This window comes from Streptomyces sp. NPDC050658 (assembly GCF_044457025.1).
In the GTDB taxonomy this organism is placed as follows: Bacteria; Actinomycetota; Actinomycetes; order Streptomycetales; family Streptomycetaceae; genus Streptomyces.
In genome coordinates, this window is the sequence record NZ_JBITGM010000001.1 from 1,283,575 (window position 1) to 1,307,121 (window position 23,547).

The window sequence follows — 23,547 nt, forward strand, 5'->3', positions numbered from 1 at the left end:
GACGCGACCCTGCCCGGAATCGGGCAGGATTGTTGCGTACGGGGTGCTCTTCCTACAGGATCAACGAATGCACGACGACCTGGTGGACCACCTGACCCGCAGCACGCCGCTCCAGCGCGGCGAAGCCCTGCGGGTGATCCAGGACGTGCTCGCCTATTTCGACGAGACGACCGAAGAGTTCGTCCGTCGCCGCCACCGCGAGCTGCAGGGCCAGGGCCTGCTGAACGCGGCGATCTTCGAACGGATCTCGGCGGATCTGGAATACCGCGCGGTCGCGCCACCCGAGCTGAGCCTCAGACAGCTGCGCCGCATGATCTACGGCTAGAAGCACCGAAGCCGGAAGCACCAAAGCCAGAAGTACCAGAACCCTCTACGGCTAGGACACCCTCTATGTGCGGAATCGTCGGTTATATCGGCAAGCGTGACGTCGCGCCCCTCCTCCTCGAAGGCCTGCAGCGCCTGGAGTACCGCGGCTACGACTCCGCGGGCGTCGTCATCACCGGCCCCAAGGCCAGCGGCCTGAAGATGGTCAAGGCCAAGGGCCGCGTCCGCGACCTGGAGGCCAAGGTCCCGGCCCGCTTCAAGGGCACGACCGGCATCGCCCACACCCGCTGGGCCACCCACGGCGCCCCGTCCGACGAGAACGCCCACCCGCACATGTCGGGTGACGACAAAGTCGCCGTCGTACACAACGGCATCATCGACAACGCCTCCGAGCTGCGCACCAAGCTGATCGCCGACGGCGTCGAGTTCCTCTCCGAGACGGACACCGAGGTCCTCACCCACCTCGTCGCCCGCTCCCAGGCCGACACGCTGGAGGAGAAGGTCCGCGAGGCCCTGCGGCACATCGAGGGCACGTACGGCATCGCCGTCCTGCACGCCGACTTCAACGACCGCATCGTGGTCGCCCGCAACGGCTCCCCCGTCGTCCTCGGCATCGGCGAGAAGGAGATGCTGGTCGCCTCCGACGTCGCCGCGCTCGTCTCGCACACCCGCCAGGTCGTCACGCTCGACGACGGCGAGATGGCCACCATCAAGGCCGACGACTACCGCACGTACACGACCGAGGGCTCGCGTACGACGGCCTCGCCCACCACCGTCGAGTGGGAGGCCGAGTCGTACGACATGGGTGGCCACGACACGTACATGCACAAGGAGATCTTCGAGCAGCCCGACGCGGTGGACCGCGTGCTGCGCGGCCGCATCGACGACCGCTTCTCCACCGTGCACCTCGGCGGCCTGAACCTGGACGCGCACGACGCCCGCAAGGTGCGCCGCGTCAAGATCCTCGGCTGCGGCACCTCGTACCACGCGGGCATGATCGGCGCCCAGATGATCGAGGAGCTGGCCCGCATCCCCGCCGACGCGGAGCCGGCCTCCGAGTTCCGCTACCGCAACGCGGTCGTGGACCCCGACACCCTCTACATCGCCGTCTCCCAGTCCGGTGAGACGTACGACGTGCTCGCCGCCGTCCAGGAGCTGAAGCGCAAGGGCGCCCGCGTCCTCGGCGTCGTGAACGTGGTCGGCTCGGCGATCGCCCGTGAGGCGGACGCGGGCGTGTACGTGCACGCGGGCCCGGAGGTCTGCGTCGTGTCCACCAAGTGCTTCACGAACACCACGGTCGCCTTCGGCCTGCTCGCCCTGCACCTGGGCCGCATCCGTGACCTGTCGGTCTCCGACGGCAAGCGGATCATCGAGGGCCTGCGCAAGCTGCCCGGCCAGATCTCGGAGATCCTCAAGCAGGAGGACGAGATCAAGAAGATCGCCAAGCAGTACGCGGACGCCCGCTCGATGCTCTTCATCGGTCGCGTACGCGGCTACCCCGTCGCCCGCGAGGCCTCCCTCAAGCTCAAGGAGGTCTCGTACATCCACGCCGAGGCCTACCCGGCCTCCGAGCTGAAGCACGGCCCGCTCGCGCTCATCGAGCCCGCGCTCCCCACGGTCGCGATCGTCCCGGACGACGACCTCCTGGAGAAGAACCGCGCCGCCCTGGAGGAGATCAAGGCCCGCAGCGGCAAGATCCTCGCGGTCGCGCACCAGGAGCAGGAGAAGGCCGACCAGACGATCGTCGTCCCGAAGAACGAGAACGAGCTGGACCCGATCCTGATGGGCATCCCGCTCCAACTTCTCGCCTACCACACGGCGTTGGCGCTGGGCCGGGACATCGACAAGCCCCGCAACCTGGCGAAGTCGGTGACGGTGGAGTAGTTCCCCCGTACATCAACAAGTGAACGACTCCCTGCGCGTGCCACCAAGCGCACAGGGAGTCGTTCTTCAGGGGCCAGAGGCGCCCATTCCTCTGACCCGCGCCTGCCTCAGCCGGTAGCCGTCACTCCCTGGCCGGCAGGCCGCCCGCGCCCCGGAAGGGCCGTCGGCCAGTTGGCCAGGGCCGCCGTCGCCCCGTACCAGGCCAGTAGGCCAGAGACCGCGGCGAACCAGCCGCCCGCCTTCGCGAGCCCCGCGCTGTCGCCGAACAGCGCCACGGCGATCAGGACGAGGCCGACGAAGAGCAGCCCGTACGTCCCGCGCGCGAGCGTCCCGCCGCCGGACGCCCCCAGGGTCAGGCTGAGCGTGACCAGCGCGAAGAGGAGCAGGAAGAGGCCCGCGGCGTTGGCGGAGACCTCGGCCTCCGCGGAGACGCCCCAGGTGAACCAGAGCGCGCCGAGCGCGGTGAAGGCCGTACCGGTGAACGCGTCGCTGTCGCGGAACGCGAAGAGACCGGCGACGAAGAGCGCGATGCCGCCGACGAACGTGGCGAGGGCGGCGGCGTCCGCCGCCGTCACCGAGTCGATCACTTCGGTGTGACCGATGCCGAAGGCCAACAGCGTGAGCCCCAGGGCGAGATGGCCGAGAGTCGAGGTGGTGCTTCCCGCAGAGACGTCTTTGTCCACGGCGGGCTCCCTTCAGGTGCGGTGTGCAGTTGTTGTGCCACCTGTACGTACCCTTCACAAGGGCACAAACCACCTGTACGCACGAGTAGATTTATCTACAACGGCGGGATTCCCGGAGGAAGTTGGCACCGCGGCGCCCTCATCTCACCTGGGACGACGGGACGTTACGGAATGACAACGACGGGCCGTTGCGCACGGCGCGCGAGCCGGCCCGCGACCGAACCGAAGATGCGCCCCACGATCCCGTGCGTCGATCCGACGACGATCGCGTCCGCGGAGTACTCGCGGCCCACCTCTTCGAGTTCGTGGCAGATGTCGCCGCCGCGCTCCACGAGGATCCACGGCACTTCGGAGAGATAGTCCGCGCAGGCCAGCTCCAGGCCGAGCACTTCCGTGCGGTGGTCCGGTACGTCGACGAAGACCGGCGGCTCACAGCCCGCCCACACCGTGGTGGGGAGTCTGTTGGCGACGTGGACGATGATCAGGCCGGAGCCGGAGCGGTGGGCCATCCCGATGGCGTACGAGAGAGCGCGCTCACTGGAGGTCGAGCCGTCGAAACCGACGACGACCCCGTGCCGGAAGGCTGGATCGCAGGAGTGACGCGGTTCTTCCGCCGCCTGGGGGGTCGCTGTGGGATCGGCGACCTGCCGCTTGCGGTCCGCGGGTTCGAAGAATTCGTGACCGGCCATGGGTGTCTCGGCGAAGGAGTCCTCTGTGGGAGGGTCGGCTTTGTTCGGGTCGTACGACGCTGTATGGGGCAAGAACGGGCAGGGACTGGAGAGAGCGGCGACGAAAACCGGAGCTGTGTCCGGGAATCATCTTCCCAACCCCATACCCCCAAGGGTACGGCGACACTCCTCTCCTGCCCAGGTCCTGTCCACGGATGGGGACAGGCCCTGCGGGAGCCTCACGGCGTTCACCGGAGCATGCATGAGCGGCGCCCGGATGGCAATGGTTGCTGCCTCGTACAGCTGGTTTGCGCACCCACCCGTGTGGGCCGCCGCCGGCCACCGGGTCCACGCCAGTGACCGGCCGCGCGACCACGCGTTGAACCTCGGTACGCCACCGCCACAGGGAGCACGCCGTGTCACGACCGCCCACCGCGTCCCCGCCCGCCGCACAGAGCCGCCGCCGCACATCCGAGGGGGCGCACGAGCGCCGGCGGGGCGGGGTCCCCGCGCCACGCGCCCAGGAGACGCCGCCCGCTCCGGCGCAGGACTCGGTGAGCGATGTCGTCCGCTGGGCGGCGTTCAGCTGCGTCCTGGTGCCCGTCGTCCTCGTCGGGTACGGGACGTCGCTGGCCGGAGCCGCCGGATCGGCCGTCGGTCTCGCCGCCGTGACGGGTGTCTGCCGGGTGCTGCTCCGGCAGTCCGAGCGGGGGGCGGCGCGGGTGCTCGCGGAGCAGGGGTGTGCCCACCGGGGACGGCACGGGCGGACGGGCGCGGGGGCGCACAGGGGCGGTCGGCATGCTGGTGGGTCTGCGCCGGGCGACTGACTGATTCGCGCACACGCTCCCGTATCTTTTCAGCCAACTTCCGGCGAGCACGCATTCCTTGGCCGAACGGGTACCCAACCCCGGTCCCACCAGGGCTGAAAGGCCAGAAAAGGGCGCCAACACCCTATGGGGACCGGCCACGGAGCCGAGGCGCACTTCCCAGCAACGCCCGTGAGTGCGACGCTTCGTGATCGAATGCTTCACGCCAAGTTGCCATGTCGACATAGTGCCGGGTCCTTAACTGGTCACCCCGGCACCACGGGACGCAGTAGATTCGATCATGACTGTATTACGGCGGGGGACTGGTGGAGGACCGAGGGGAAACGTGCAGGAGCGACAGGTCCGACAAGAGCGCCGAGAACGCAGAACGCGTAGAACAAACAGAGCGCGCCAAGAACAGGGAGCCGCGACGACCGAGGGGGGCTTAGCGCCATGAGCCACGACTCCACTGCCGTGCAAGAAGCCGCAGCTCGGAAACTCTCCGGACGGCGGCGCCGGGAGATCGTCGCGGTGCTGCTGTTCAGCGGTGGCCCCATCTTCGAGAGCTCCATACCGCTCTCCGTGTTCGGCATCGACCGGCAGGACGCCGGGGTCCCCCGTTACCGGCTGCTGGTCTGCGCCGGTGAAGAGGGGCCGCTGCGTACGACCGGCGGGCTCGAACTCACCGCACCGCACGGCCTGGAAGCGATAGGGCGGGCAGGCACCGTCGTCGTTCCGGCCTGGCGGTCGATCACATCACCGCCGCCGCCGGAGGCGCTGGACGCACTGCGCCGCGCGCACGAAGAGGGCGCACGCATCGTGGGCCTGTGCACCGGCGCGTTCGTGCTCGCGGCGGCCGGTCTGCTGGACGGCCGTCCGGCGACCACGCACTGGATGTACGCGCCGACGCTGGCGAAGCGATATCCGTCCGTACATGTGGATCCGCGTGAACTGTTCGTAGACGACGGAGACGTCCTGACGAGCGCCGGAACCGCAGCCGGAATCGATCTGTGTCTGCACATCGTGCGCACGGACCACGGCAACGAGGCGGCGGGCGCGCTCGCCCGCAGGCTCGTCGTGCCCCCGCGCAGGGCGGGCGGCCAGGAGCGGTACCTCGACCGGTCGCTGCCCGAGGAGATCGGCGCGGATCCGCTGGCCGAGGTCGTGGCCTGGGCGCTGGAGCATTTACACGAACAGTTCGACGTGGAGACGCTCGCCGCGCGCGCGTACATGAGCAGGCGAACCTTCGACCGCAGGTTCCGCTCGCTCACCGGGAGCGCTCCCCTGCAGTGGCTGATCACTCAGCGCGTACTGCAGGCACAGCGGCTGCTCGAGACCTCCGACTACTCCGTCGACGAGGTCGCGGGCCGCTGCGGCTTCCGCTCGCCGGTGGCCCTGCGCGGCCACTTCCGGCGCCAGCTGGGCTCGTCCCCCGCCGCCTACCGGGCCGCCTACCGCGCCCGCAGGCCGCAGGGCGACCGGTCCCTGGAAGCGGCGGCGGCCACCCCGCCGCCCGTACAGGCGGCGCCGGTGGTCGCGCCGGAGACCGGGGGTCCGGTCCCGTCGCAGACTCGGCGTACGGCGGCGGCGAGCGCGCTCGGTCCCTCGGCCTCGCTGTCGGCGGACCCCGGAAAGCCGAGTTCGGATGTATACGCGCCAGGACGTCCACCTCTGCCCGGCCAGAGGAGTGCGCCGTAGGGTAAGACGCATGAACGATCGCATGGTGTGGATCGACTGCGAGATGACCGGGCTCTCGCTGACGGATGACGCACTTATCGAGGTGGCCGCGCTGGTCACCGACTCGGAACTGAACGTGCTCGGCGAAGGTGTGGACATCGTGATCCGCCCGCCGGACGCGGCGCTGGAGACCATGCCCGAGGTGGTGCGCAAGATGCACACCACCTCGGGGCTCCTCGACGAGCTGGCCGGCGGCACCACGCTGGCCGACGCCGAGGAGCAGGTCCTGGCGTACGTACGTGAGCACGTCAAGGAGCCGCGCAAGGCGCCGCTCTGCGGAAACTCGGTCGGCACCGACCGCGGCTTCCTGCTCCGCGACATGCAGACGCTGGAGGAGTTCCTCCACTACCGCATCGTGGACGTCTCCTCGATCAAGGAGCTGGCCCGGCGCTGGTACCCCCGGGCGTACTTCAACAGCCCGGACAAGAACGGCAACCACCGGGCGCTCGCCGACATCCGCGAGTCCATCGCCGAGCTGCGCTACTACCGCGAGGCGATCTTCGTGCCCCAGCCCGGCCCGGACTCGGACACCGCGAAGTCGATCGCGGCCAAGCACGTGCTGCCTGCGGAGTAGCCCGCACAGGGGTCCCGTGTACGGGGTCCGGGCCGCTTCCCCCGAGCGTCCGCAAAACGTGTGCGCGAGCACCCCTTCGGACCCTGTACACTTTTTCTCGGCCGGTCAGAAGAACGACAAAAGACCGGACATGGTGGGTGTAGCTCAGTTGGTAGAGCACCTGGTTGTGGTCCAGGTGGCCGCGGGTTCAAGTCCCGTCACTCACCCTGAAGGGGAAGGCCCGATCCGCGAAAGCGGGTCGGGCCTTCTTCGTGTTGCCGTCGGGGCCGGGGTTCCGCCGGGACTGGCTCCGAACGGGCAGTTCCGTTACTGCTTCCGGGCTACCTGATCTTTCGTCGTGCGGGTCACCGGTGAATCTTCGGGGTGTACGCCCTTCTCCCCCATCCCGGAGGCCTTCCATGAACAAGCTCAGGATCTTCGCCGCCGCGGCGTTCACCGCCGTCGCCCTCGTCGGGGGTGCCGCCTCCGCCGTCGCCGGTCCGGGGCCCGGGGGTGACGGCGCCTTCGCCGAGGGGTACGTGTCGGACGAGCCAGGCGTCGGTACCGGGAACCTCGTGCAGGCTCCCGTGCACGCCGAGGTCCACGCCTGCGGCAACACCGTCTCCGTCGTCGGCGCGCTCAACCCCGCCGAGGGCAATCTCTGCGTGAACAAGTGACCGCGTGAGCCGCGGCCGCGGCTAGTCGCCGCCCCCGCTGTTCCGGCTGGAGCCGCTGCTCTTCCCAGCGCGGCTCACCAGCTCGCCCGCGCCGCGTGTCAGCGCCGCCACCACGCGGACCCAGCGGGGCCCGCCGCGCTCCGCCCACACCACACAGACACAGCCTCCGACAGCGAGCGCCAGAATGCCGAGCAACGTCACAACAGTCATGATCCCCGTCTCTCTTTCCGTACGTTTCCGTGAAGCGGCCTCAGGACGATGCGCGCGGCACCAGTTCCGTGGGCAGGATGATCTGGGGGCGGTCCAGACGGCGGGACGCCGCGGGGCGGCGGTCGGATATCTCCGCGAGGAGTACGTCCGTCATCGTGCGGCCCATCTCCGAGATCGGCTGGCGGACGCTGGTCAGCGGCGGGTCCATGTGCCGGGCGATCGCCGAGTCGTCGAAGCCCACCAGGGACACGTCCTGGGGGATGCGGCGGCCCGCCGTGCGCAGGATCTGGCGGGCGCCCGCCGCCATCACGTCAGAGCCCGCGAAGACCGCGTCCAGGTCGGGCCTGCGGTCGAGCAGCTCGGTCATCGCGCGGCGGCCGCCCTCCTCGGTGAAGTCGGCGGGGGCGATCAGATCCTCGTCCGGCGGGTGGCCCGCCTCCGTCAGGGCGTCGCGGTAGCCGTCGAGGCGGCGCTGGGCGCCGTACACGTCGAGGCGGCCCGTGATCGTCGCGATGGTGCGGCGGCCGCGGGACAGGAGGTGGTTCACCGCCTCGCGGGCGCCCGCGAAGTTGTCGGAGTCGACCGAGGCCAGTGTCTCGTCGGCCGAGCGGCGGCCGCTGATCACGGCCGGGATCTCCAGTTGTTCGAGGAGGTCGGGGAGCGGGTCGTCGGCGTGGACGGAGACCAGGAGTACGCCGTCCACTCGGTGCGCGGCCAGGTACTGGGCCAGGCGTCTGCGCTCCCGGTCGCCGCTCGCGAAGGTCAGCAGGAGCTGCATCTCCGTGTCGGCGAGGGCCGCGCCCACTCCGTGGATGATGTCCGAGAAGTAGGGCTCGGCGAAGAAGCGGGACTCGGGCTCGGGGACGACCACGGCGATCGAGTCCGTGCGGTTGGCGGCGAGCGCTCGGGCCGCCGTGTTCGGCACATAGCCCAGCTCGGCGACCGCCTCCTCGACGGCGGCGCGCGTCTGCTCGCTGACCCTCGGCGAACCGTTGATGACGCGGGACACCGTGCCGCGGCCGACGCCGGCGCGTGCGGCCACCTCTTCGAGTGTCGGACGTCCCCCGCTGCGGTTCTTGGGCTGACGACTCCCCATCAATGCCTCCCCACCTCGCGCAATCTAACAGCCGGACATCGTTGCGGGTCGCACACATCTACGAGTTGCGCCACGGACGGGCCAACTCCCGCCGTCCGGTGCCTTGACACCCCCCGGCCGAGCCGCGACTCTTCAAGACATCACATATGGGAGCGCTCCCACCGTACCCGGCTCTTACACGACCCGCACGTACCCCGCCCCGATTCACTCTCCATACCGCGCAGTTGACCATGGGCGGCCGCACGTCGGGGCACGAGGAGGACGCAATGCGCTTTTCACCCCGCACGTCCCGCAGAGTGGTGGTCCTCGCGGCCGTCACCGCACTGGGAGCCGGCCTGCTGGCCGGCTGCGCGGAGGACAAGGAGGAGCCGGGCGGCTCCTCGGGCGGAGGCGGCGGAGGGGGCGAGGGCAAGACCACGCTCACCGTCGGCGTGTTCGGGGCCTTCGGCCTGCAGGAGGCCGGGCTCTACAAGGAGTACGAGGAGCTCCACCCCGACATCAAGATCAAGCAGAACTCCGTGCAGCGCAACGAGAACTACTGGCCCGCGCTGCTCACCCACCTCAGCAGCGGCAGCGGCCTCTCCGACATCCAGGCCGTCGAGGTCGGCAACATCGCCGAGCTGACCGGCACCCACGCCGACAAGCTGATGGACCTCGGCAAGGTCTCCGGTGTGGACAAGAACGACTTCCTGGACTGGAAGTGGCAGCAGGGCACCACCGACGACGGCAAGACGATCGGCCTCGGCACCGACGTCGGCCCGACCGGCATCTGCTACCGCAAGGACCTCTTCGAGAAGGCCGGCCTCCCCAGCGACCGCGAGGCGGTGGGCAAGCTCTGGGCGGGCGACTGGAACAAGTACCTCGACGTCGGCAAGCGGTACCAGAAGAAGGCCCCCGAGGGGACGTCCTTCGTGGACGGGGCGACCGGTGTGATGGCCGCCGTGCACGCCTCCGGCACGGAGAAGTTCTACGACAAGGACGGGGAGTTGATCTACAAGGACAGCGCGACGGTGAAGGAGGGCTGGGACATCGCGGCCGAATTCGCCGAGGCCGGTCTGACCAGCAAGCTCCAGCAGTTCCAGCCCAGTTGGGACCAGGCGATCTCCAACGGCGCCTTCGCCACCATCACCTGCCCGCCGTGGATGCTCGGCTACATCAAGGACAAGGCGGGCCCCAAGGGCGAGGACAAGTGGGACGTCGCCGCGTCGCCGAAGCCCGGCAACTGGGGCGGCTCCTTCCTGACCGTGCCCGAGGCGGGCAAGAACAAGGAGGAGGCGGCCAAGCTCGCCGCCTGGCTGACCGAGCCCAAGCAGCTCGCCAAGCTCTTCGACGAGCGCGCCAGCTTCCCCAGCGCCGAGGCTGCGTACAGCCTGCCCGAGGTGAAGGACGCCAAGAACCCGTACTTCGACAACGCCCCCGTGGGCCAGATCTTCTCCAAGGCCGCCGAGGGCGTGCCGGTCCAGCCCATCGGCCCCAAGGACGGAATCATCTCCCAGTACCTGGCCGACACCGGGATGCTCGGCATCGACCAGAAGGGAACCTCTCCCGACAAGGCCTGGGACAAGGCCGTGAAGACGATCGACAACGCACTGGACCAGTGAGCCGGAATGACCAGTGACGCACATGCCGCCGCGCCCTCGGAGCGGGAGGAGGGCGCGGCACCCCGCGCACGGGCCGTCGCGCTGACCGACCCCTCCGAAGAGCGCCGCAGGGCGCGGCGCAGCCGCCGCTACCGCTGGGACGTCAAGTGGAGTCCCTACGCGCTGATCGCCCCGTTCTTCCTGTTCTTCATCGCCTTCGGGCTCTTCCCGCTGCTCTATACGGGGTGGGCCTCGCTGCACCGGGTGGAGCTGGGGACGCCCACCGACATGGAGTGGGTGGGGCTGCGCAACTTCTCGCGCCTCATCGACGACGAGTTCTTCTGGAACGCGCTGCGCAACACCTTCACCATCGGCCTCATCTCGACCGTGCCGCAGCTGCTCATGGCGCTTGGCCTCGCCCACCTCCTCAACTACCGCCTGCGCGGCTCCATGTTCTTCCGCGTCGCGATCCTCACCCCGTACGCCACATCGGTGGCGGCCGCGACGCTGGTCTTCGTCCTGATGTTCAGCCGCACCGACCACGGCATGATCAACTGGGCGCTCGGGCTGGTGGGGGTCGATGCCGTCGACTGGCAGAACGGTGACTGGACGGCCCAGTTGGCGGTCTCTTCCATCGTCATCTGGCGCTGGACCGGCTACAACGCGCTGATCTATCTCGCCGCGATGCAGGCCATCCCGAACGATCTGTACGAGTCGGCGGCGCTGGACGGCGCGAGCCGCTGGCAGCAGTTCCTGCACGTCACCATCCCCTCGCTGCGGCCCACGATCCTGTTCACCTGTGTCGTCTCGACCATCGGGGCGACCCAACTCTTCGGTGAACCGCTGCTGTTCAGCCAGGGCGCGAGCCCCACCGGCGGCTCCGACCACCAGTTCCAGACCCTTGGCCTCTATCTCTATGAGCAGGGCTGGTTCAACCAGCACCTGGGCCGATCGTCGGCCATCGCCTGGACCATGTTCCTGATTCTTGTGCTGATCGGCCTCGTCAACTGGGCCATCAGCCGCCGGCTCCGCAAGAGCGCGTGAGGGGATGACGTGACGACCACTCTGCCCGCGAAGGGCACGAAGAAGCGGGGCGCCGGACGCCATCTGCACGGCGGCAAGCTGACGTACGCCGTGCTGATCCTCTTCACCGTCGGCTCGCTCTTCCCCCTGGTGTGGACGGCCGTCGCGGCCTCCCGCAACAACACCCGGCTCGCCGAGACCCCACCTCCCTTCTGGTTCGGCGGCAATCTCTTCAAGAACCTGGAGATCGCCTGGACCGACGCCAACATGGGCACGGCCCTGCTCAACACCCTGGTGGTGGCGGGCACCATCACGATCGGCACGGTGCTCTTCGCCACCCTGGCGGGCTTCGCCTTCGCCAAGCTCCGCTTCCGGTTCCGCAACACGCTGCTGCTGCTCGTGATCGGCACGATGATGGTGCCGCCCCAGCTCAGCGTCGTCCCCCTCTTCATGGTCGTGGCCGATCTCGGCTGGACCGACCAGCTGCAGTCCGTCATCCTTCCCACGCTCGTCAGCGCCTTCGGTGTGTTCTTCATGCGGCAGTACCTCAAGGAGGCGCTGCCCACCGAACTCGTCGAGGCCGCCCGGGTGGACGGGGCGAGCAGCCTGCGCGTCATCTGGCACGTCGTCTTCCCGGCAGCGCGCCCGGCGATGGCGGTCCTGGGCATGCTGACGTTCGTCATGGCCTGGAACGACTTCTTCTGGCCGATCATCGCGCTGACCCAGGAGGGCCAGCCCACCGTCCAGGTCGCCCTGGCCGGGCTCGGCCGCGGGCAGATCCCCGACCAGTCCGTGATCATGGCGGGCGCCCTGCTCGGCACGCTGCCGCTGCTGATCGCCTTCGTGCTGTTCGGCAAGCAGATCGTGGGCGGAATCATGCAGGGCGCGGTCAAGGGTTGAACACCCCGGGGCGACCGCCCTCGCGCCCCGCCCATCACCGCCCCGCTCGACTCCCCCTCTCAACTCTCCCTTTCAACTCTCCCTCTCAACTCCCCCTTTCCGTACGAACCTTGGGAGCGCTCCTATGGCACTTGAGACCCTGCGCTTTCCGCCCGGCTTTCTGTGGGGCGCCGCGACCGCCGCGTACCAGATCGAGGGGGCCGCGCGGGAGGACGGCCGCACCCCCTCCATCTGGGACACGTTCAGCCATACGCCGGGCAAGGTGCTCGGCGGGGACACCGGCGACATCGCCGTCGACCACTACCACCGGTGGCGCGACGACGTACGCCTCATGGCGGACCTGGGCCTGACCTCGTACCGCTTCTCGGTGTCCTGGCCGCGGGTGCAGCCCACCGGGCGCGGGCCCGCCGTCCAGCGCGGGCTCGACTTCTACCGCGCGCTCGTCGACGAACTGCTCGGCCACGGCATCCGCCCGATGGCCACCCTCTACCACTGGGACCTGCCGCAGGAGCTGGAGGACGCCTTCCCCAGCGGATCCACGGCGGGCGGCGGCTGGCCGGAGCGCGACACCGCGTACCGCTTCGCCGAGTACGCGGGGATCGTGGGCGAGGCGCTCGGTGACCGCGTGGAGATGTGGTCGACGCTCAACGAGCCCTGGTGCAGCGCCTTTCTCGGCTACGGCTCGGGGGTGCACGCGCCGGGCCGCACCGATCCCGTGGCCGCCCTGCGCGCGGCTCACCACCTCAACCTCGCGCACGGCCTCGGCGCCCAGGCGCTGCGCGAGGCGCTGCCGGCCCGCGCGCGCGTCGGCGTCAGCCTCAACCCGAGCGCGGTGCGCCCGCTCACCGCGTCCGCCGCGGATCTCGACGCTCGGCGCCGGATCGACGCGCTGGCCAACCGCGTCTTCACCGGGCCGATGCTCCGAGGAACGTACGACGACGATCTGATCGCCGACACCGCGCACCTCACCGACTGGTCCTTCGTCCAGGACGACGATCTGCGCATCGCCCACCACCCCCTCGACTATCTCGGCATCAACTACTACTCCCCCGCCGTCGTCTCGGCCGCCACCGAGGACACCGCCGCCGGGCCGCGCAGGGACGGCCACGGGGCCAGCGAGCACTCCCCCTGGCCGGGCGCCGACCAGCACGTCTCCTTCCATCGGGCGCCCGGTGAACTCACCGCGATGGACTGGCCGGTGGATCCGACCGGCCTCACGGACCTTCTCCTTGAGTACACCGCTCAAGCCCCCGGGGTTCCGCTCTACGTGACGGAAAATGGCGCCGCGTACGACGACAAGCCCGGCGAGAACGGCGAGGTCCACGACCCCGACCGGATCCGCTATCTGCACTCCCACCTCGCGGCCGTGCACCACGCGCTGCTCGCCGGCGCGGACGTGCGCGGCTACTTCCTCTGGTCGCTGCTCGACAATTTCGAATGGGCGTACGGCTACAGCAAGCGGTTCGGCGCGGTGCACGTCGACTACGAGACGCAGGCCCGCACCCCGAAGTCCAGCGCCCACTGGTACGCGGGCATCGCCTCGACCGGCGAGCTACCGCGCGAGTACCGGGCCGACTAAGAGCAGCCGGAGCCGAGTGGCACCCCACCACTCGGCTCCTTAGGTTGCCGCTATGCCCTCTATTGCGCATTACGTCATAGAAAAGGCACGGTGAACGCCGGTGGGCGTACTCCGTGATCACCCCGAATTCGCGCTGTTCATCTGCCTCGCCCTCGGCTACCTCCTGGGCAAGCTGCGCGTCGGCCCCATCACCCTCGGCGGCATCTGCGGCACCCTGATCGTCTCGCTGCTGCTCGGCGCCTGGGCCAAGGTCACCGTCTCCGACGACGTAAAGACGATCTTCTTCGCCCTGTTCATCTTCGCCCTCGGCTATATGGCGGGCCCCCAGTTCTTCGCCAACCTCAACCGCAAGAGCCTGCGCTTCTTCGCGCTCTGCGGGATCGAGCTGGTCTGCGTCCTGTCCATCGCCTTCGGTCTCGCGAAGGCCTTCGACCTGGACGTCGGCACGGCCTCCGGCATCCTCGCAGGCGCCGCCACCGAGTCCGCCGTCGTGGGCACCGCCACCGAGTCGATCGGCAAGCTCAGCGATCTCACCCAGGAGCAGATCACCCAGTACCAGGGGCACGTCGCCACCGCGTACACCGTCTGCTACCTCTTCGGCCTGGTCACCATCGTGATCTACACCAGCCAGATCATGCCGATGCTGCTCCGCATCAATCTGCGGGACGCCTCGCGCGAGCTGTGGGAGAAGATGCGCGGCGGTGGCGGCGGCCTGGAGTCCGACGAGCGCGCGGCGCTGCCCGGCATGGTCGGCCGCACCTTCCTGGTGACGGCGGGCGACGGCAGGACCGTCGGCGACCTGGAGTCCGAGCTGGGCGGCCGGATCACCGTCGAGGCCGTCAAACGCGGCAGCAAGCTCCTCACGCCCGCGCCCGGCCTCACCCTGACCCTCTCCGACCTGGCCCTGGTCGTCGGCAGGCGGGCCAATGTCATCGAGGCGGGCCGGCTGCTCGGCCCCGAGACCCCCGGCATCCCCGGCGTCGACACTCCCCTGGCCACCACCCAGGTCGCCGTCACCGAGAAGTCCTCCGAGGGGCTCACGGTGGACCAGTTGCAGCAGGCCCACCCCGAGTTCGTCAAGGACGGGGTGTACGTCACCGACGTACTCCGCGGTGATCAGTCCGTGCCCGCGACCGGCGACACGACCCTGCACCGGGGTGACGTGCTCACGCTCGTGGGCGCGCGCTCCGGCCTCAACAAGGTGGTCGCGAAGATCGGCGCCGTCGTCAAGAACGACGCCACCGACTTCATCTATCTGGGTCTCGGCATCGCCGCGGGCTCTCTCCTCGGGCAGGTCGTCATCAATTTCGGCGACGTCCCGATGTCGCTGGGCACCGGCGGCGGCTGTCTGATCTCCGGGCTGCTCTTCGGCTGGTTCCGCTCCCGGAAGCAGACCTTCGGGGCCTTTCCGCCCCAGGCCGCCGGGACGATCAAGGACATGGGCCTCGCGGTCTTCATCGCCTGTACGGGCCTGGTCTCCGGGCCCCAGGCCTGGCCGCTGATCAAGGAGTACGGGGCGCTGCTCCCGTTCGCCGGGATCGCGATGGTCCTCGTACCCGCGACGATCTCGCTCGTCGTCGGCCGCAAGCTCCTGAAGATCGAGAAACCACTGCTCATCGGCGCCATCGCCGGACAGCAGTGCTCGACCCCCGCGATCACCTCCGTCACCCAAGTGGCCCAGAGCTCGGTGCCGATGCTCGGCTACACGATCACGTACGCCCTCTCCAACTTCCTGCTCCCCCTCACCGGACCGATCCTCGTCGGCGTACTCGGCGCATAGCGAAGGGCCGGAGACCAGCACATGATCGATTTCCTGAACCGGAACATCTTCCAGCCGCACCCCGAGCTGCTCGTCTTCATCACCGTGGCGATCGGGTTCCTCTTCGGAAAGCTCCGCTACAAGGCCATCGCGCTCGGCGCCGTCACCGGCTGTCTCATCGCGGGGCTGCTGCTCGGCGCGCAGTTCAAGGTCGAGATCGACGGGACGGTGAAGAACCTCTTCTTCACGATGTTCCTCTTCGCGCTCGGCTACAAGGTCGGCCCGCAGTTCTTCCGCGGCCTGAAGAAGGACGGCCTTCCGCAGGTCCTCAACGCGGTCGTGGTCTGTGTGACCGGGCTGCTCGTCTGCTGGGGATTCGCCGCGATGCTCGGCTACGGTCCCGGCCTCTCGGCCGGACTGCTCGGCGGGGCGCTCACCCAGTCCGCCGTCATCGGCGTCGCCGGGGACGCGATCTCCAACCTTCCGGGGCTCAGCTCCGCGCAGGTCAAGAGCGAGTCGAACCTGGTCGCCATCGGGTACGCCGTGACCTACCCGCTCGGCACCATCCTCTGCGCGATGCTGCTCGCCAATGTCCTGCCCAAGCTGTACCGCCGCGACCTGGCCGCCGAATCGGCTGCCCTCGCACGGGAGTTGGACACGCCGGGCGACAATCCCGACCTCGCCGAGGGCTACTACGAGGTCGTGCTGCGCGCCTACACCATCCAGCGCCCCGACCTCGTGGGCCGCACCATCGAGGACTTCGAGAACCAGCAGCGCACGCTGGACCGCCGCGTCTACATCACCCGCGTACGCAGGGACGGCAACATCCTCGACCACGACCAGCGCACCACTCTGCGCGAGGGCGATGTCGTCGCGCTGAGCGCGCTGCGCGACTCGCTCGTCGCCTTCGACGCCCGTACGCACATCGGGTCCGAGACCGACGACGTCGAACTCCTCGGCTACCAGACGGAGTCACTGCACGTCGTCGTCTCGGAGAAGGCCCAACTGGGCAAGTCCATCGGCGAATTGCGCCGCGAGCCGTTCATGGTCGGCGTCTACGTGGACAAGCTGTACCGCTCCGGCGCCGAGTTCCCCTACCGGCTCTCCACGCAACTGGAGCGCGGCGACACCCTGATCCTCACCGGCCCCAGACGCCTGGTGGACCCGGCGGGCAAGGAGCTGGGCAAGCCCGTCCCGACGTCGTTCGCCACCGACATGCTCTGGGTGGGCCTCGGCATCTTCCTCGGCGGCTGCATCGGCATCCCCGCGCTGACGGCGGGCGGCGTCCCGATCTCGCTCTCCACGTCCGGCGGGGCGCTGATCATGGGCCTGGTCTTCGGCTGGATCCGCGGCAAGTACCCGACGTACGGCAATGTGCCGCCCGGCGCCCAGTGGTTCATGGACACGCTCGGGCTCTGCCTCTTCGTGGCGGTCGTCGGCATCAACGCGGGGCCGAGCTTCACCTCCGGCCTGTCGACGGCCGGCTGGGGTCTGCTCGTGTTCGGCGCGGTCGCCACGGTGATCCCCCTCATCGTGGGCTTCGTCTTCGGGCACTACGTCCAGAAGATCCGCTTCCCGATCCTGATGGGCGTGCTCGCGGGCGGCCAGACCACCACCGCGGCGATCGGCGCGATCAACGAATCGTCCAAGTCCCAGATCCCCACGCTCGGTTACACGATTCCGTACGCCGTCGGAAACGTGCTCCTGACCATCTGGGGAGCCGTCATCGTCCTGCTCCACCACTGAACCCCGCCACTCCCCATCCCCATGTGAGGAACGAGCCGTGCCCAAGACCAGCTTCACCCGCGAGGAAATCCAGTCGTTCGCCCAGCTCAGCCCCTTCGAGCTGAAGGACAAGTTCATCCGGATCGCCCAGGCGGTGCAGGCCGACAAGCCGGGCCAGAAGGAGAAGTCGAGCACCCAGATGCTCAACGCGGGCCGCGGCAACCCCAATTGGGTCGCCACCGGACCCCGCGAGGCGTTCTACGCGCTCGGCTACTTCGCCCTGTCGGAGTCGAGAAGGGTGTGGACCGCCGACAACCTCGGCGGCATGCCGGAGAAGACCGGCTCGGGCGACCGCTTCGACATGTTCGTACGACAGCACCCCGATCTGCCCGGCATCGAACTGCTCCAGCGGTGCGTCGAGTACGCCGTCGAGCGGTTCGGCTTCGACAAGGACGACTTCGTCCATGAGCTGGCGGACAGCTCGGTCGGCGACAACTACCCCGTGCCCGACCGGATGTTGAGGCACGCCGAGCAGATCGTGCGCGGCTACGTCGCCGACGAGATGTTCGACCACCGGCCCCCCGCCGACAACCTGAGCCTCTTCGCCACCGAGGGCGGCACGGCCGCGATGTGCTACATCTTCGACTCGCTCATGAAGAACGGGGTCCTGCACAAGGGCGACAAGATCGCCCTGATGGTTCCGGTGTTCACGCCGTACATCGAGATTCCCGAGCTCGACACGTACGAGTTCGACGTCACGTACGTCGAGGCCGGCAAGTTCGCCGAGGCGGGCGTGCGGGAGTGGCGCTACCCGGAGGAGGAGGTGGCCAAGCTCGCGGACCCCGACATCAAGATGGTGTGCCTGGTCAATCCCTCCAACCCGCCCTCGCTCGCGCTGAGTCAGCGGGTCGCGGACCAGATCAAGGACATCGTCGCCACGTCCAACCCGAACCTCCTGATCGTCACGGACGACGTGTACGGCACGTTCGTGGAGGGCTTCCGGTCGATCGCCGCCGACCTGCCGCGCAACACGCTGCTCGTGTACTCGTACTCCAAGCACTACGGCGCCACCGGCTGGCGGCTCGGCGTCATCGGGCTGCACGACGACAACGTCATCGACGAGCTGATCGCGGCGCTCCCGCAGGCCGAGAAGGACCGGCTGGCCAGGCGGTACGGGACGTTGTCGCTCGAACCGGAGAAGATCAGGTTCATCGACCGCCTGGTCGCGGACTCGCGCCAGGTGGCCCTGAACCACACCTCGGGGCTCTCGCTCCCCCAGCAGGTGATCATGGTCCTGTTCTCGCTCTTCGACATGCTGGAGGAGGGCCAGGCGTACAAGCGGCGGATCCGCGCGATCGTCCGGCAGCGGCTCGAACTCCTCCTGGAGGGAGCCGAGATGAAGATCGCCGACGATCCGAAGCGGGCCGGCTACTACATCGAGCTAGATCTGCTCGCCGAGGCGGAACGCGTCCACGGCAAGGACTTCGCGGACTTCCTGGAGAAGAACTACGAGCCGGTCGACCCACTGTTCCGCCTGGCCGAGCAGACCCACGTGGTACTCCTGAACGGCGGCGGCTTCGAGGGCCCCGAGTGGTCGGTACGGGTGTCCCTGGCCAACCTCGACGATCTCGACTACCTGAAGATCGGGCATCATCTGCGGGCGATCTTCAACGACTATGCGACGGAGTGGCAGGCGTCCAGGGCGTAGGGGTGTTTTAAAGGTTGCTGTTGCGCTGGGGCCGGCGCGGGTCTCACTCCGAGTCGGTCTCCGGTGCTTCCCGGCGTTCCCTGTCGATGAGCCCGGCGATTCCGTCGGTGCTCCCGTCGCTGCGCGACCGTCGTGAGCGGACGCGGCGGATCACGCCGCGGGTGGCCGACTTGAGCGAGGCGGCGACGGCGTCCGAGGCGACGCTGCCCGCGATGGAGAGGGCGATGGTGACGATCTCCGAGACACCGAAGCCGTGCCCCTTGTCAGATATTCCCCGATGCCCTCGGCGATGCCGTTCAGGACATCGGAGTAGGAGTCATGTGCGCCCGTCGTGGCGAAGGCTTCTTTGAGACCGTCGAGCGTCCAGCCGAAGCGCACGGACTCGTCGCTGATTACGGCGTTGCCCGAAGGGGTCTTCAGGCCGTCGAATGTCGTTGTGCCGTCCGGGATCAATCGGGCGCACCGGCCGAGGAGCACTACGGCCAGGAGGTAGTCGTACACCGAGCCGCTCTTGAGGGCGCGGCGGCAGGCCATGAGCGCCAGGTCGAGGAGCAGCCGGCCGGCGAGCTTGGGCAGCGAGTACGGCGTGAGGCGCGATTCCACGAGGACGATGTGGTTCAGCAGCTCATGCGCATAGCCGCCTACGCGTACTCGTTCCCCCAGCGAGCTGACGAGGTTCTGCAGCCGGTGATCGGATTCCACGGGGTCCACGGAGGCGGCCAAGCCACGGGCCAGCGCCGACACGGTGTCGTCCAACGAGTCGAGATCGCCGACGAGACGGTACCCGCGCGGCCGTCGACCAGTCCTCCGCCGCACGTTCGGGGTCGGTGGATTCGGTCGTCGAGGCGCGCATCCAGCAGGCGCCGAGCCGAGCCAGCTGGACGTCGACCGGGGCACGCGCTTCTCCGCCGTCATCGAAGTCCGCGCCCGGCACATCCGCCACCGCGCCAGTACAGCACGGCCCACTGATCGTCGGAAAGATCCCCTCGCCCCTGGGCATACGTACGGGCGCCCCGGCCGGGTGGGGGGATGCCGGTCGGGGCGCCGTGTGGGGGGTGGTGGTTGGCCGAGGGGCTGCGCTACTTGTACGTACCGAACGCCTTCGTGAAGGCCAGCGGCTCCTGCTCTATCGACGAACAGGTCGGCTGCGCACCGTTGTTGGCGCCTCCCTCGCACGCCTTGTCGCGGGTCGAGGACCACATGGCGAGCCAGCCGATGCCCTTCTCCTCGGCGAACTTCACCAGCTGCGTGGCGTCGTCCACCTTGAAGATCTCGGTCGTCACGTCGTTGACGCCGATCATCGGCGTGACCGCCACGGTCTTCCACGCCTCCTCGTCGGACAGGTCGAGCGCGCCCTTGATCTGCTTCTGCGTGGCCGTGGCGGCGTCGATGGCGTACTGGCCCATGTCGCCGCTGTAGGCCGGCCCGTAGTCCATCGCCATGATGTTCACCGCGGAGATCTGTACGCCGTTCTTCTTCGCGTCGGCGACGAGGTCCACGCCCGGCTGCGTCAGCCCCTCCGGCATCACGGGCAGCGTGAACGAGACGTCCAGGCCCTCGTGTTCCTTCTGGAGCTGTGAAATCGCCTGTGCGCGGCGGGTGTTGGCGGCGGTGTCGGGCAGCGCCGCGCCCTCGATGTCGAAGTCGACCTTCGTCAGCTTGTACTTGTCGATGACCTTGCCGTACGCCTTCGCCAGCGCGTCGGCGGTGTCGCACTTGAGGCCCAGCTCCGAGCCCGCCGCGCCGCCGAAGGACACGCGTACGTCGCCGCCCTTGTCCCGCAGGGCGCCGATCTGCGAGGCGACCTTGTCGTCGTCGAGTCCCGTGGTGCCGCCCCACAGGGGCTCGCAGCCGCCGCCGGAGGTGATGAACGCGAGGGTGAACTCCTTCACGCCGGTCTTGTCCGCCGTGTCCACGAGGTCGTACGCGGGGGCGAGGGAGGTGTCGACGAAGGGGGCGAATTTACCGGCGGCGGCCTCGGCCCTGGGGGTGGTCTCCGCGGGGGTCTTGCTCGCCAGTGCCGTACCGGAGAAGGCGAAGGCGCCGCCGCCGACCAGGGCGGCGGCCGTGAGCCCGCCTATGACCTTGGCCTTGGTGCTGACCGTGCGCCGGTGTGTGGTGCTCATGGCGTGCCTGCCTTAAGGGGTGCGGGGGGTTGGGGTGCGGCAGGAACGTTAGCCCCGTGGGGGCGCGGCATTTGGGGCATAGCGGGTGGGCGGCTGGATCTTAGGGTGCGCTTAAGGGGGCGATCGGGGGCGGTTAATTGTTGCCGTCGGGTTCGCTGGGGGGGTGCAGGTCCCGCGTGCGGGTCGTGGGTGGGTTTCCGCGGGTTCGCTCGCGGGTGCGGGTCGTGGGTGGGTTTCCGCGGGTTCGCTCGCGGGTGCGGGTCGTGGGTGGATTTCCGCGCGTTCGCTCGCGGATGCGGGTCGTGGGTGGATTTCCGCGCTCCGCGCGGGTTTCCCCAGCCACCCGCCCGTCTGCCCGGCATCGATCAGGTGAGGGGAGTACCTGCGCAGCGCTAGCGCACGCTCGGAGTCCGCTTGCGGCGGCGTACCGGTCCCCGATGGCCCCGGCCCCGGCCCCCGCCCGACGCCCGTCGGCCGTCCAGCTGAATCCAGATGCGGACCTCCGTGCCGCCCAGCACCGAGCGGCCGATGCGGACGTCCCCGCCCGTCGACTCCGCCAGTTGCCGCACGATGTCCAGGCCGAGGCCCGTCGACCCGTCCTCGCCGGAGCCGCCGCCGCGGGCCAGCGCCGCCTCGGGGTCGGCGATGCCGCCGCCCGCGTCCGAGACGAGGACGATCACCGCGTCCTCGCCGCTGTGTACGTCCACCGCGAACGCCGCGCCCTCGCGCGTGTGCCGGAAGACGTTGCCGAGCAACGCGTCGAGCGCGGCGACCAGTTCGGGGCGCGCCACCGGTATCCGCACCGGCCGCTCCACCCCGGCGACGCGCACCTCGCGCCCCTCGTCCTCCGCGAGCGCCGACCAGAAGGCCATCCGCTCCCGGATCACCTCGGAGGCGTCGCAGCCCGCGCCGGGGCCGACGGTGGCGGTCTGCGGCTTGGCGTCCCGCGCCGTGCGGATGATCGTGTCGACCTCGCGCTCCAGCTTCTCCACCGCGATACGGGTCTGCTCGGCCGCCGGACCGTCGCCGAGCGACGCCGCGTTGAGCCGCAGCACCGTCAGCGGGGTGCGCAGGCGGTGGGAGAGATCTGCCGCCAACTCCCGCTCGTTCGCGAGGAGTTGGACCACCTGATCCGCCATGGAGTTGAACGCCACGGCTGCCAGGCGCAGTTCCGTCGGGCCCTCCTCCACCACCCTCGCGCCGAGCTTTCCCTCGCCGAGGTCATGAGCTGCGCCCACCAGGCGCTTGGCGGGCTGCACCATACGTACGCCAAGGCGGTCCGCGACCGCCACGGACCCGATGATCAGCGCGACGCCGACGCCCGCGAGCACCAGCCACGCCGTGGTCACGCCGTTGCTGACCGCACCCTCCGGCACGAAGATCTCGACGACCGCGATCTTGCCGGAGCTGAGCGCCGTCGGCTGGAGCAGCGCGTAGCCGCCGTCGACCGTGGCCGTCCGGGCCCGGCCCTCCCTGCGGGTGGTCTCCACCGCCACCGCGTCCGCGCGGCCGTCGCCGATCTCCAGCGCGGGCGCCTCGTCGACGGGCGGCACATAGACGGCCATCCGGCCCTCGCCGCCCGCCTCGGACGTGGCGACGGCCCGCGTCAGCTGGTCGCGGTCGGTGGTGATGGAGAGCGTGGGGCCGAGGCCGGCCGCGTGCCGCTCCGCGTTCGAGAAGGCCCGGTCCCGTGCCATCTCCTGGATGACGAGCCCGAGCGGAACCGCGAAGGCCACCACGACCATCGTCGTGACGGCCAGGCACACCTTGACCAGGGCCCATCTCACTGCGGAGGCTCCGTCACCGGCGGCTCCAGCTTGACGCCGACGCCCCGCAGCGTGTGCAGATAGCGCGGCCGCGCCGCCGTCTCGCCCAACTTCCGTCGCAGCCACGACAGATGGACGTCGATGGTCTGGTCGTCGCCATAACTCTGCTGCCACACCTCGGCGAGCAGCTCCTTGCGCGGTACGACGACACCGGGCCGCCCGGCGAGGAACGCGAGCAGGTCGAACTCGCGGCGGGTCAGATCGAGCCGCGCGCCGTCCAGCTCGGCCTGGCGGCGCAGCGGATCGATGGCGAGCCCGCCCACCCGTATCTCCCGGCTCGGCGGCGCCTCGCCCGCCGTGACGCGCGAGCGGCGCAGCACGGCGGCCATCCGCGCCGACAGGTGCTCGACGGAGAACGGCTTGGTCAGGTAGTCGTCGGCACCGTCGTTGAGGAGCCGGACGATCTCGGTCTCGTCGTCCCGCGCGGTCGCGATGATCACGGGTACGTCGGTGATCCCGCGCAGCATCTTCAATGCCTCGGATCCGTCCAGATCGGGCAGACCGAGGTCAAGAATCACCACGTCAAAGCGGAAATGGGCGACCTCGCGCAGCGCCTCCAGGGCCGTGCCGACGCTGCGCACGGTGTGCGATGCCTCGGTCAGGTGCCGGATGAGGGCGGAGCGTACGAACTGGTCATCCTCGACGACGAGCACACTTGCCATGGGCGGCACCGTACGCCATAT

21 protein-coding genes and 1 tRNA gene are annotated in these 23,547 nt (G+C 69.2%); 14 read left to right on the forward strand and 8 right to left on the reverse strand.

Annotation, left to right across the window (positions count from 1 at the left end):
- Window positions 1-67: 67 nt before the first annotated feature.
- Together ACIBKX_RS05660 and glmS are read left to right on the forward strand one after the other, a co-directional pair.
- Complete coding sequence (locus tag ACIBKX_RS05660; protein ID WP_363271854.1) at window positions 68-325, forward strand: hypothetical protein; 258 nt, start codon at window positions 68-70, stop codon at window positions 323-325.
- 65 nt (window positions 326-390) lie between these two features.
- Window positions 391-2,208 carry a glutamine--fructose-6-phosphate transaminase (isomerizing) gene (gene glmS / locus ACIBKX_RS05665; RefSeq protein ID WP_363271855.1) on the forward strand — a complete coding sequence of 606 codons (1,818 nt, stop codon included), beginning with the start codon at window positions 391-393 and terminating at the stop codon, window positions 2,206-2,208.
- A 107-nt stretch (window positions 2,209-2,315) separates the two neighbouring features.
- Here glmS and ACIBKX_RS05670 read toward each other — a convergent pair whose 3' ends face one another.
- Window positions 2,316-2,891, reverse strand: coding sequence for a GPR1/FUN34/YaaH family transporter (locus ACIBKX_RS05670; RefSeq protein WP_363271856.1), 576 nt, complete (start codon window positions 2,889-2,891; stop codon window positions 2,316-2,318).
- A 164-nt stretch (window positions 2,892-3,055) separates the two neighbouring features.
- A complete protein-coding gene (locus tag ACIBKX_RS05675) occupies window positions 3,056-3,580 on the reverse strand; it encodes a universal stress protein (protein ID WP_363271857.1) in 525 nt (174 codons plus the stop codon).
- A 533-nt stretch (window positions 3,581-4,113) separates the two neighbouring features.
- On the opposite strand from ACIBKX_RS05675, the gene ACIBKX_RS05680 reads away from it, so the two are divergent.
- The 5 genes from ACIBKX_RS05680 to ACIBKX_RS05700 all read left to right on the forward strand — a co-directional run bounded on the left by ACIBKX_RS05680 (window position 4,114) and on the right by ACIBKX_RS05700 (window position 7,332).
- Window positions 4,114-4,386, forward strand: coding sequence for a hypothetical protein (locus ACIBKX_RS05680; protein ID WP_363272048.1), 273 nt, complete (start codon window positions 4,114-4,116; stop codon window positions 4,384-4,386).
- 432 nt (window positions 4,387-4,818) lie between these two features.
- Window positions 4,819-6,063, forward strand: coding sequence for a helix-turn-helix domain-containing protein (locus ACIBKX_RS05685; RefSeq protein WP_363271858.1), 1,245 nt, complete (start codon window positions 4,819-4,821; stop codon window positions 6,061-6,063).
- A 10-nt stretch (window positions 6,064-6,073) separates the two neighbouring features.
- Complete coding sequence (gene orn, locus ACIBKX_RS05690; protein ID WP_363271859.1) at window positions 6,074-6,676, forward strand: oligoribonuclease; 603 nt, start codon at window positions 6,074-6,076, stop codon at window positions 6,674-6,676.
- Between the two features lie 133 nt (window positions 6,677-6,809).
- A tRNA-His gene (locus tag ACIBKX_RS05695) sits at window positions 6,810-6,882 on the forward strand.
- Between the two features lie 192 nt (window positions 6,883-7,074).
- The gene (locus ACIBKX_RS05700; RefSeq protein ID WP_363271860.1) at window positions 7,075-7,332 is read left to right on the forward strand and encodes a chaplin; all 258 of its coding nucleotides are present in this window, start codon (window positions 7,075-7,077) and stop codon (window positions 7,330-7,332) included.
- A gap of 21 nt (window positions 7,333-7,353) precedes the next feature.
- Here the strand turns inward: ACIBKX_RS05700 and ACIBKX_RS05705 are convergent, their stop codons facing one another.
- Together ACIBKX_RS05705 and ACIBKX_RS05710 are read right to left on the reverse strand one after the other, a co-directional pair.
- Window positions 7,354-7,542 carry a hypothetical protein gene (locus ACIBKX_RS05705; RefSeq protein ID WP_363271861.1) on the reverse strand — a complete coding sequence of 63 codons (189 nt, stop codon included), beginning with the start codon at window positions 7,540-7,542 and terminating at the stop codon, window positions 7,354-7,356.
- 40 nt (window positions 7,543-7,582) lie between these two features.
- Window positions 7,583-8,638: a LacI family DNA-binding transcriptional regulator gene (locus ACIBKX_RS05710; protein ID WP_363271862.1), complete on the reverse strand. Its 1,056-nt coding sequence runs from the start codon at window positions 8,636-8,638 to the stop codon at window positions 7,583-7,585.
- Between the two features lie 266 nt (window positions 8,639-8,904).
- On the opposite strand from ACIBKX_RS05710, the gene ACIBKX_RS05715 reads away from it, so the two are divergent.
- The 7 genes from ACIBKX_RS05715 to ACIBKX_RS05745 all read left to right on the forward strand — a co-directional run bounded on the left by ACIBKX_RS05715 (window position 8,905) and on the right by ACIBKX_RS05745 (window position 18,912).
- The gene (locus ACIBKX_RS05715) at window positions 8,905-10,239 is read left to right on the forward strand and encodes an ABC transporter substrate-binding protein (RefSeq protein WP_363271863.1); all 1,335 of its coding nucleotides are present in this window, start codon (window positions 8,905-8,907) and stop codon (window positions 10,237-10,239) included.
- A 6-nt stretch (window positions 10,240-10,245) separates the two neighbouring features.
- Window positions 10,246-11,262 carry a sugar ABC transporter permease gene (locus ACIBKX_RS05720; protein ID WP_363271864.1) on the forward strand — a complete coding sequence of 339 codons (1,017 nt, stop codon included), beginning with the start codon at window positions 10,246-10,248 and terminating at the stop codon, window positions 11,260-11,262.
- 9 nt (window positions 11,263-11,271) lie between these two features.
- A complete protein-coding gene (locus tag ACIBKX_RS05725) occupies window positions 11,272-12,141 on the forward strand; it encodes a carbohydrate ABC transporter permease (protein WP_363271865.1) in 870 nt (289 codons plus the stop codon).
- A gap of 124 nt (window positions 12,142-12,265) precedes the next feature.
- Window positions 12,266-13,720 (forward strand): GH1 family beta-glucosidase, encoded by a 1,455-nt coding sequence (locus tag ACIBKX_RS05730; protein ID WP_363271866.1) that lies wholly within the window; start codon window positions 12,266-12,268, stop codon window positions 13,718-13,720.
- Window positions 13,721-13,820: 100 nt separating this feature from the next.
- The gene (aspT, locus tag ACIBKX_RS05735; protein ID WP_363271867.1) at window positions 13,821-15,500 is read left to right on the forward strand and encodes an aspartate-alanine antiporter; all 1,680 of its coding nucleotides are present in this window, start codon (window positions 13,821-13,823) and stop codon (window positions 15,498-15,500) included.
- Window positions 15,501-15,521: 21 nt separating this feature from the next.
- A complete protein-coding gene (gene aspT / locus ACIBKX_RS05740) occupies window positions 15,522-17,225 on the forward strand; it encodes an aspartate-alanine antiporter (protein ID WP_363271868.1) in 1,704 nt (567 codons plus the stop codon).
- A 37-nt stretch (window positions 17,226-17,262) separates the two neighbouring features.
- The gene (locus ACIBKX_RS05745) at window positions 17,263-18,912 is read left to right on the forward strand and encodes a bifunctional aspartate transaminase/aspartate 4-decarboxylase (protein WP_363271869.1); all 1,650 of its coding nucleotides are present in this window, start codon (window positions 17,263-17,265) and stop codon (window positions 18,910-18,912) included.
- Between the two features lie 150 nt (window positions 18,913-19,062).
- Here the strand turns inward: ACIBKX_RS05745 and ACIBKX_RS05750 are convergent, their stop codons facing one another.
- The 4 genes from ACIBKX_RS05750 to ACIBKX_RS05765 form a co-directional block, all read right to left on the reverse strand.
- Window positions 19,063-19,614, reverse strand: coding sequence for a hypothetical protein (locus tag ACIBKX_RS05750; RefSeq protein ID WP_363271870.1), 552 nt, complete (start codon window positions 19,612-19,614; stop codon window positions 19,063-19,065).
- A 377-nt stretch (window positions 19,615-19,991) separates the two neighbouring features.
- Window positions 19,992-21,038, reverse strand: coding sequence for a chitinase (locus ACIBKX_RS05755; RefSeq protein ID WP_363271871.1), 1,047 nt, complete (start codon window positions 21,036-21,038; stop codon window positions 19,992-19,994).
- A 392-nt stretch (window positions 21,039-21,430) separates the two neighbouring features.
- Window positions 21,431-22,825 (reverse strand): HAMP domain-containing sensor histidine kinase, encoded by a 1,395-nt coding sequence (locus ACIBKX_RS05760; RefSeq protein WP_363271872.1) that lies wholly within the window; start codon window positions 22,823-22,825, stop codon window positions 21,431-21,433.
- Complete coding sequence (locus ACIBKX_RS05765) at window positions 22,822-23,526, reverse strand: response regulator transcription factor (protein WP_363271873.1); 705 nt, start codon at window positions 23,524-23,526, stop codon at window positions 22,822-22,824. The genes ACIBKX_RS05760 and ACIBKX_RS05765 overlap by 4 nt, the downstream gene beginning before the upstream one ends.
- Between the last annotated feature and the right edge of the window lie 21 nt (window positions 23,527-23,547).

Excerpts from the sequence above, each read along its gene's own strand:
- ACIBKX_RS05660 (WP_363271854.1), top strand. The coding sequence starts at position 68 with ATGCACGACGACCTGGTGGACCACCTGACCCGCAGCACGCCGCTCCAG.
- ACIBKX_RS05710 (WP_363271862.1), bottom strand. The coding sequence starts at position 8,638 with ATGGGGAGTCGTCAGCCCAAGAACCGCAGCGGGGGACGTCCGACACTC.
- orn (WP_363271859.1), top strand. The coding sequence starts at position 6,074 with ATGAACGATCGCATGGTGTGGATCGACTGCGAGATGACCGGGCTCTCG.
- ACIBKX_RS05685 (WP_363271858.1), top strand. The coding sequence starts at position 4,819 with ATGAGCCACGACTCCACTGCCGTGCAAGAAGCCGCAGCTCGGAAACTC.
- ACIBKX_RS05720 (WP_363271864.1), top strand. The coding sequence starts at position 10,246 with ATGACCAGTGACGCACATGCCGCCGCGCCCTCGGAGCGGGAGGAGGGC.
- ACIBKX_RS05715 (WP_363271863.1), top strand. The coding sequence starts at position 8,905 with ATGCGCTTTTCACCCCGCACGTCCCGCAGAGTGGTGGTCCTCGCGGCC.
- glmS (WP_363271855.1), top strand. The coding sequence starts at position 391 with ATGTGCGGAATCGTCGGTTATATCGGCAAGCGTGACGTCGCGCCCCTC.
- ACIBKX_RS05730 (WP_363271866.1), top strand. The coding sequence starts at position 12,266 with ATGGCACTTGAGACCCTGCGCTTTCCGCCCGGCTTTCTGTGGGGCGCC.
- ACIBKX_RS05755 (WP_363271871.1), bottom strand. The coding sequence starts at position 21,038 with ATGAGCACCACACACCGGCGCACGGTCAGCACCAAGGCCAAGGTCATA.
- aspT (WP_363271868.1), top strand. The coding sequence starts at position 15,522 with ATGATCGATTTCCTGAACCGGAACATCTTCCAGCCGCACCCCGAGCTG.
- ACIBKX_RS05705 (WP_363271861.1), bottom strand. The coding sequence starts at position 7,542 with ATGACTGTTGTGACGTTGCTCGGCATTCTGGCGCTCGCTGTCGGAGGC.
- ACIBKX_RS05675 (WP_363271857.1), bottom strand. The coding sequence starts at position 3,580 with ATGGCCGGTCACGAATTCTTCGAACCCGCGGACCGCAAGCGGCAGGTC.
- ACIBKX_RS05700 (WP_363271860.1), top strand. The coding sequence starts at position 7,075 with ATGAACAAGCTCAGGATCTTCGCCGCCGCGGCGTTCACCGCCGTCGCC.
- ACIBKX_RS05765 (WP_363271873.1), bottom strand. The coding sequence starts at position 23,526 with ATGGCAAGTGTGCTCGTCGTCGAGGATGACCAGTTCGTACGCTCCGCC.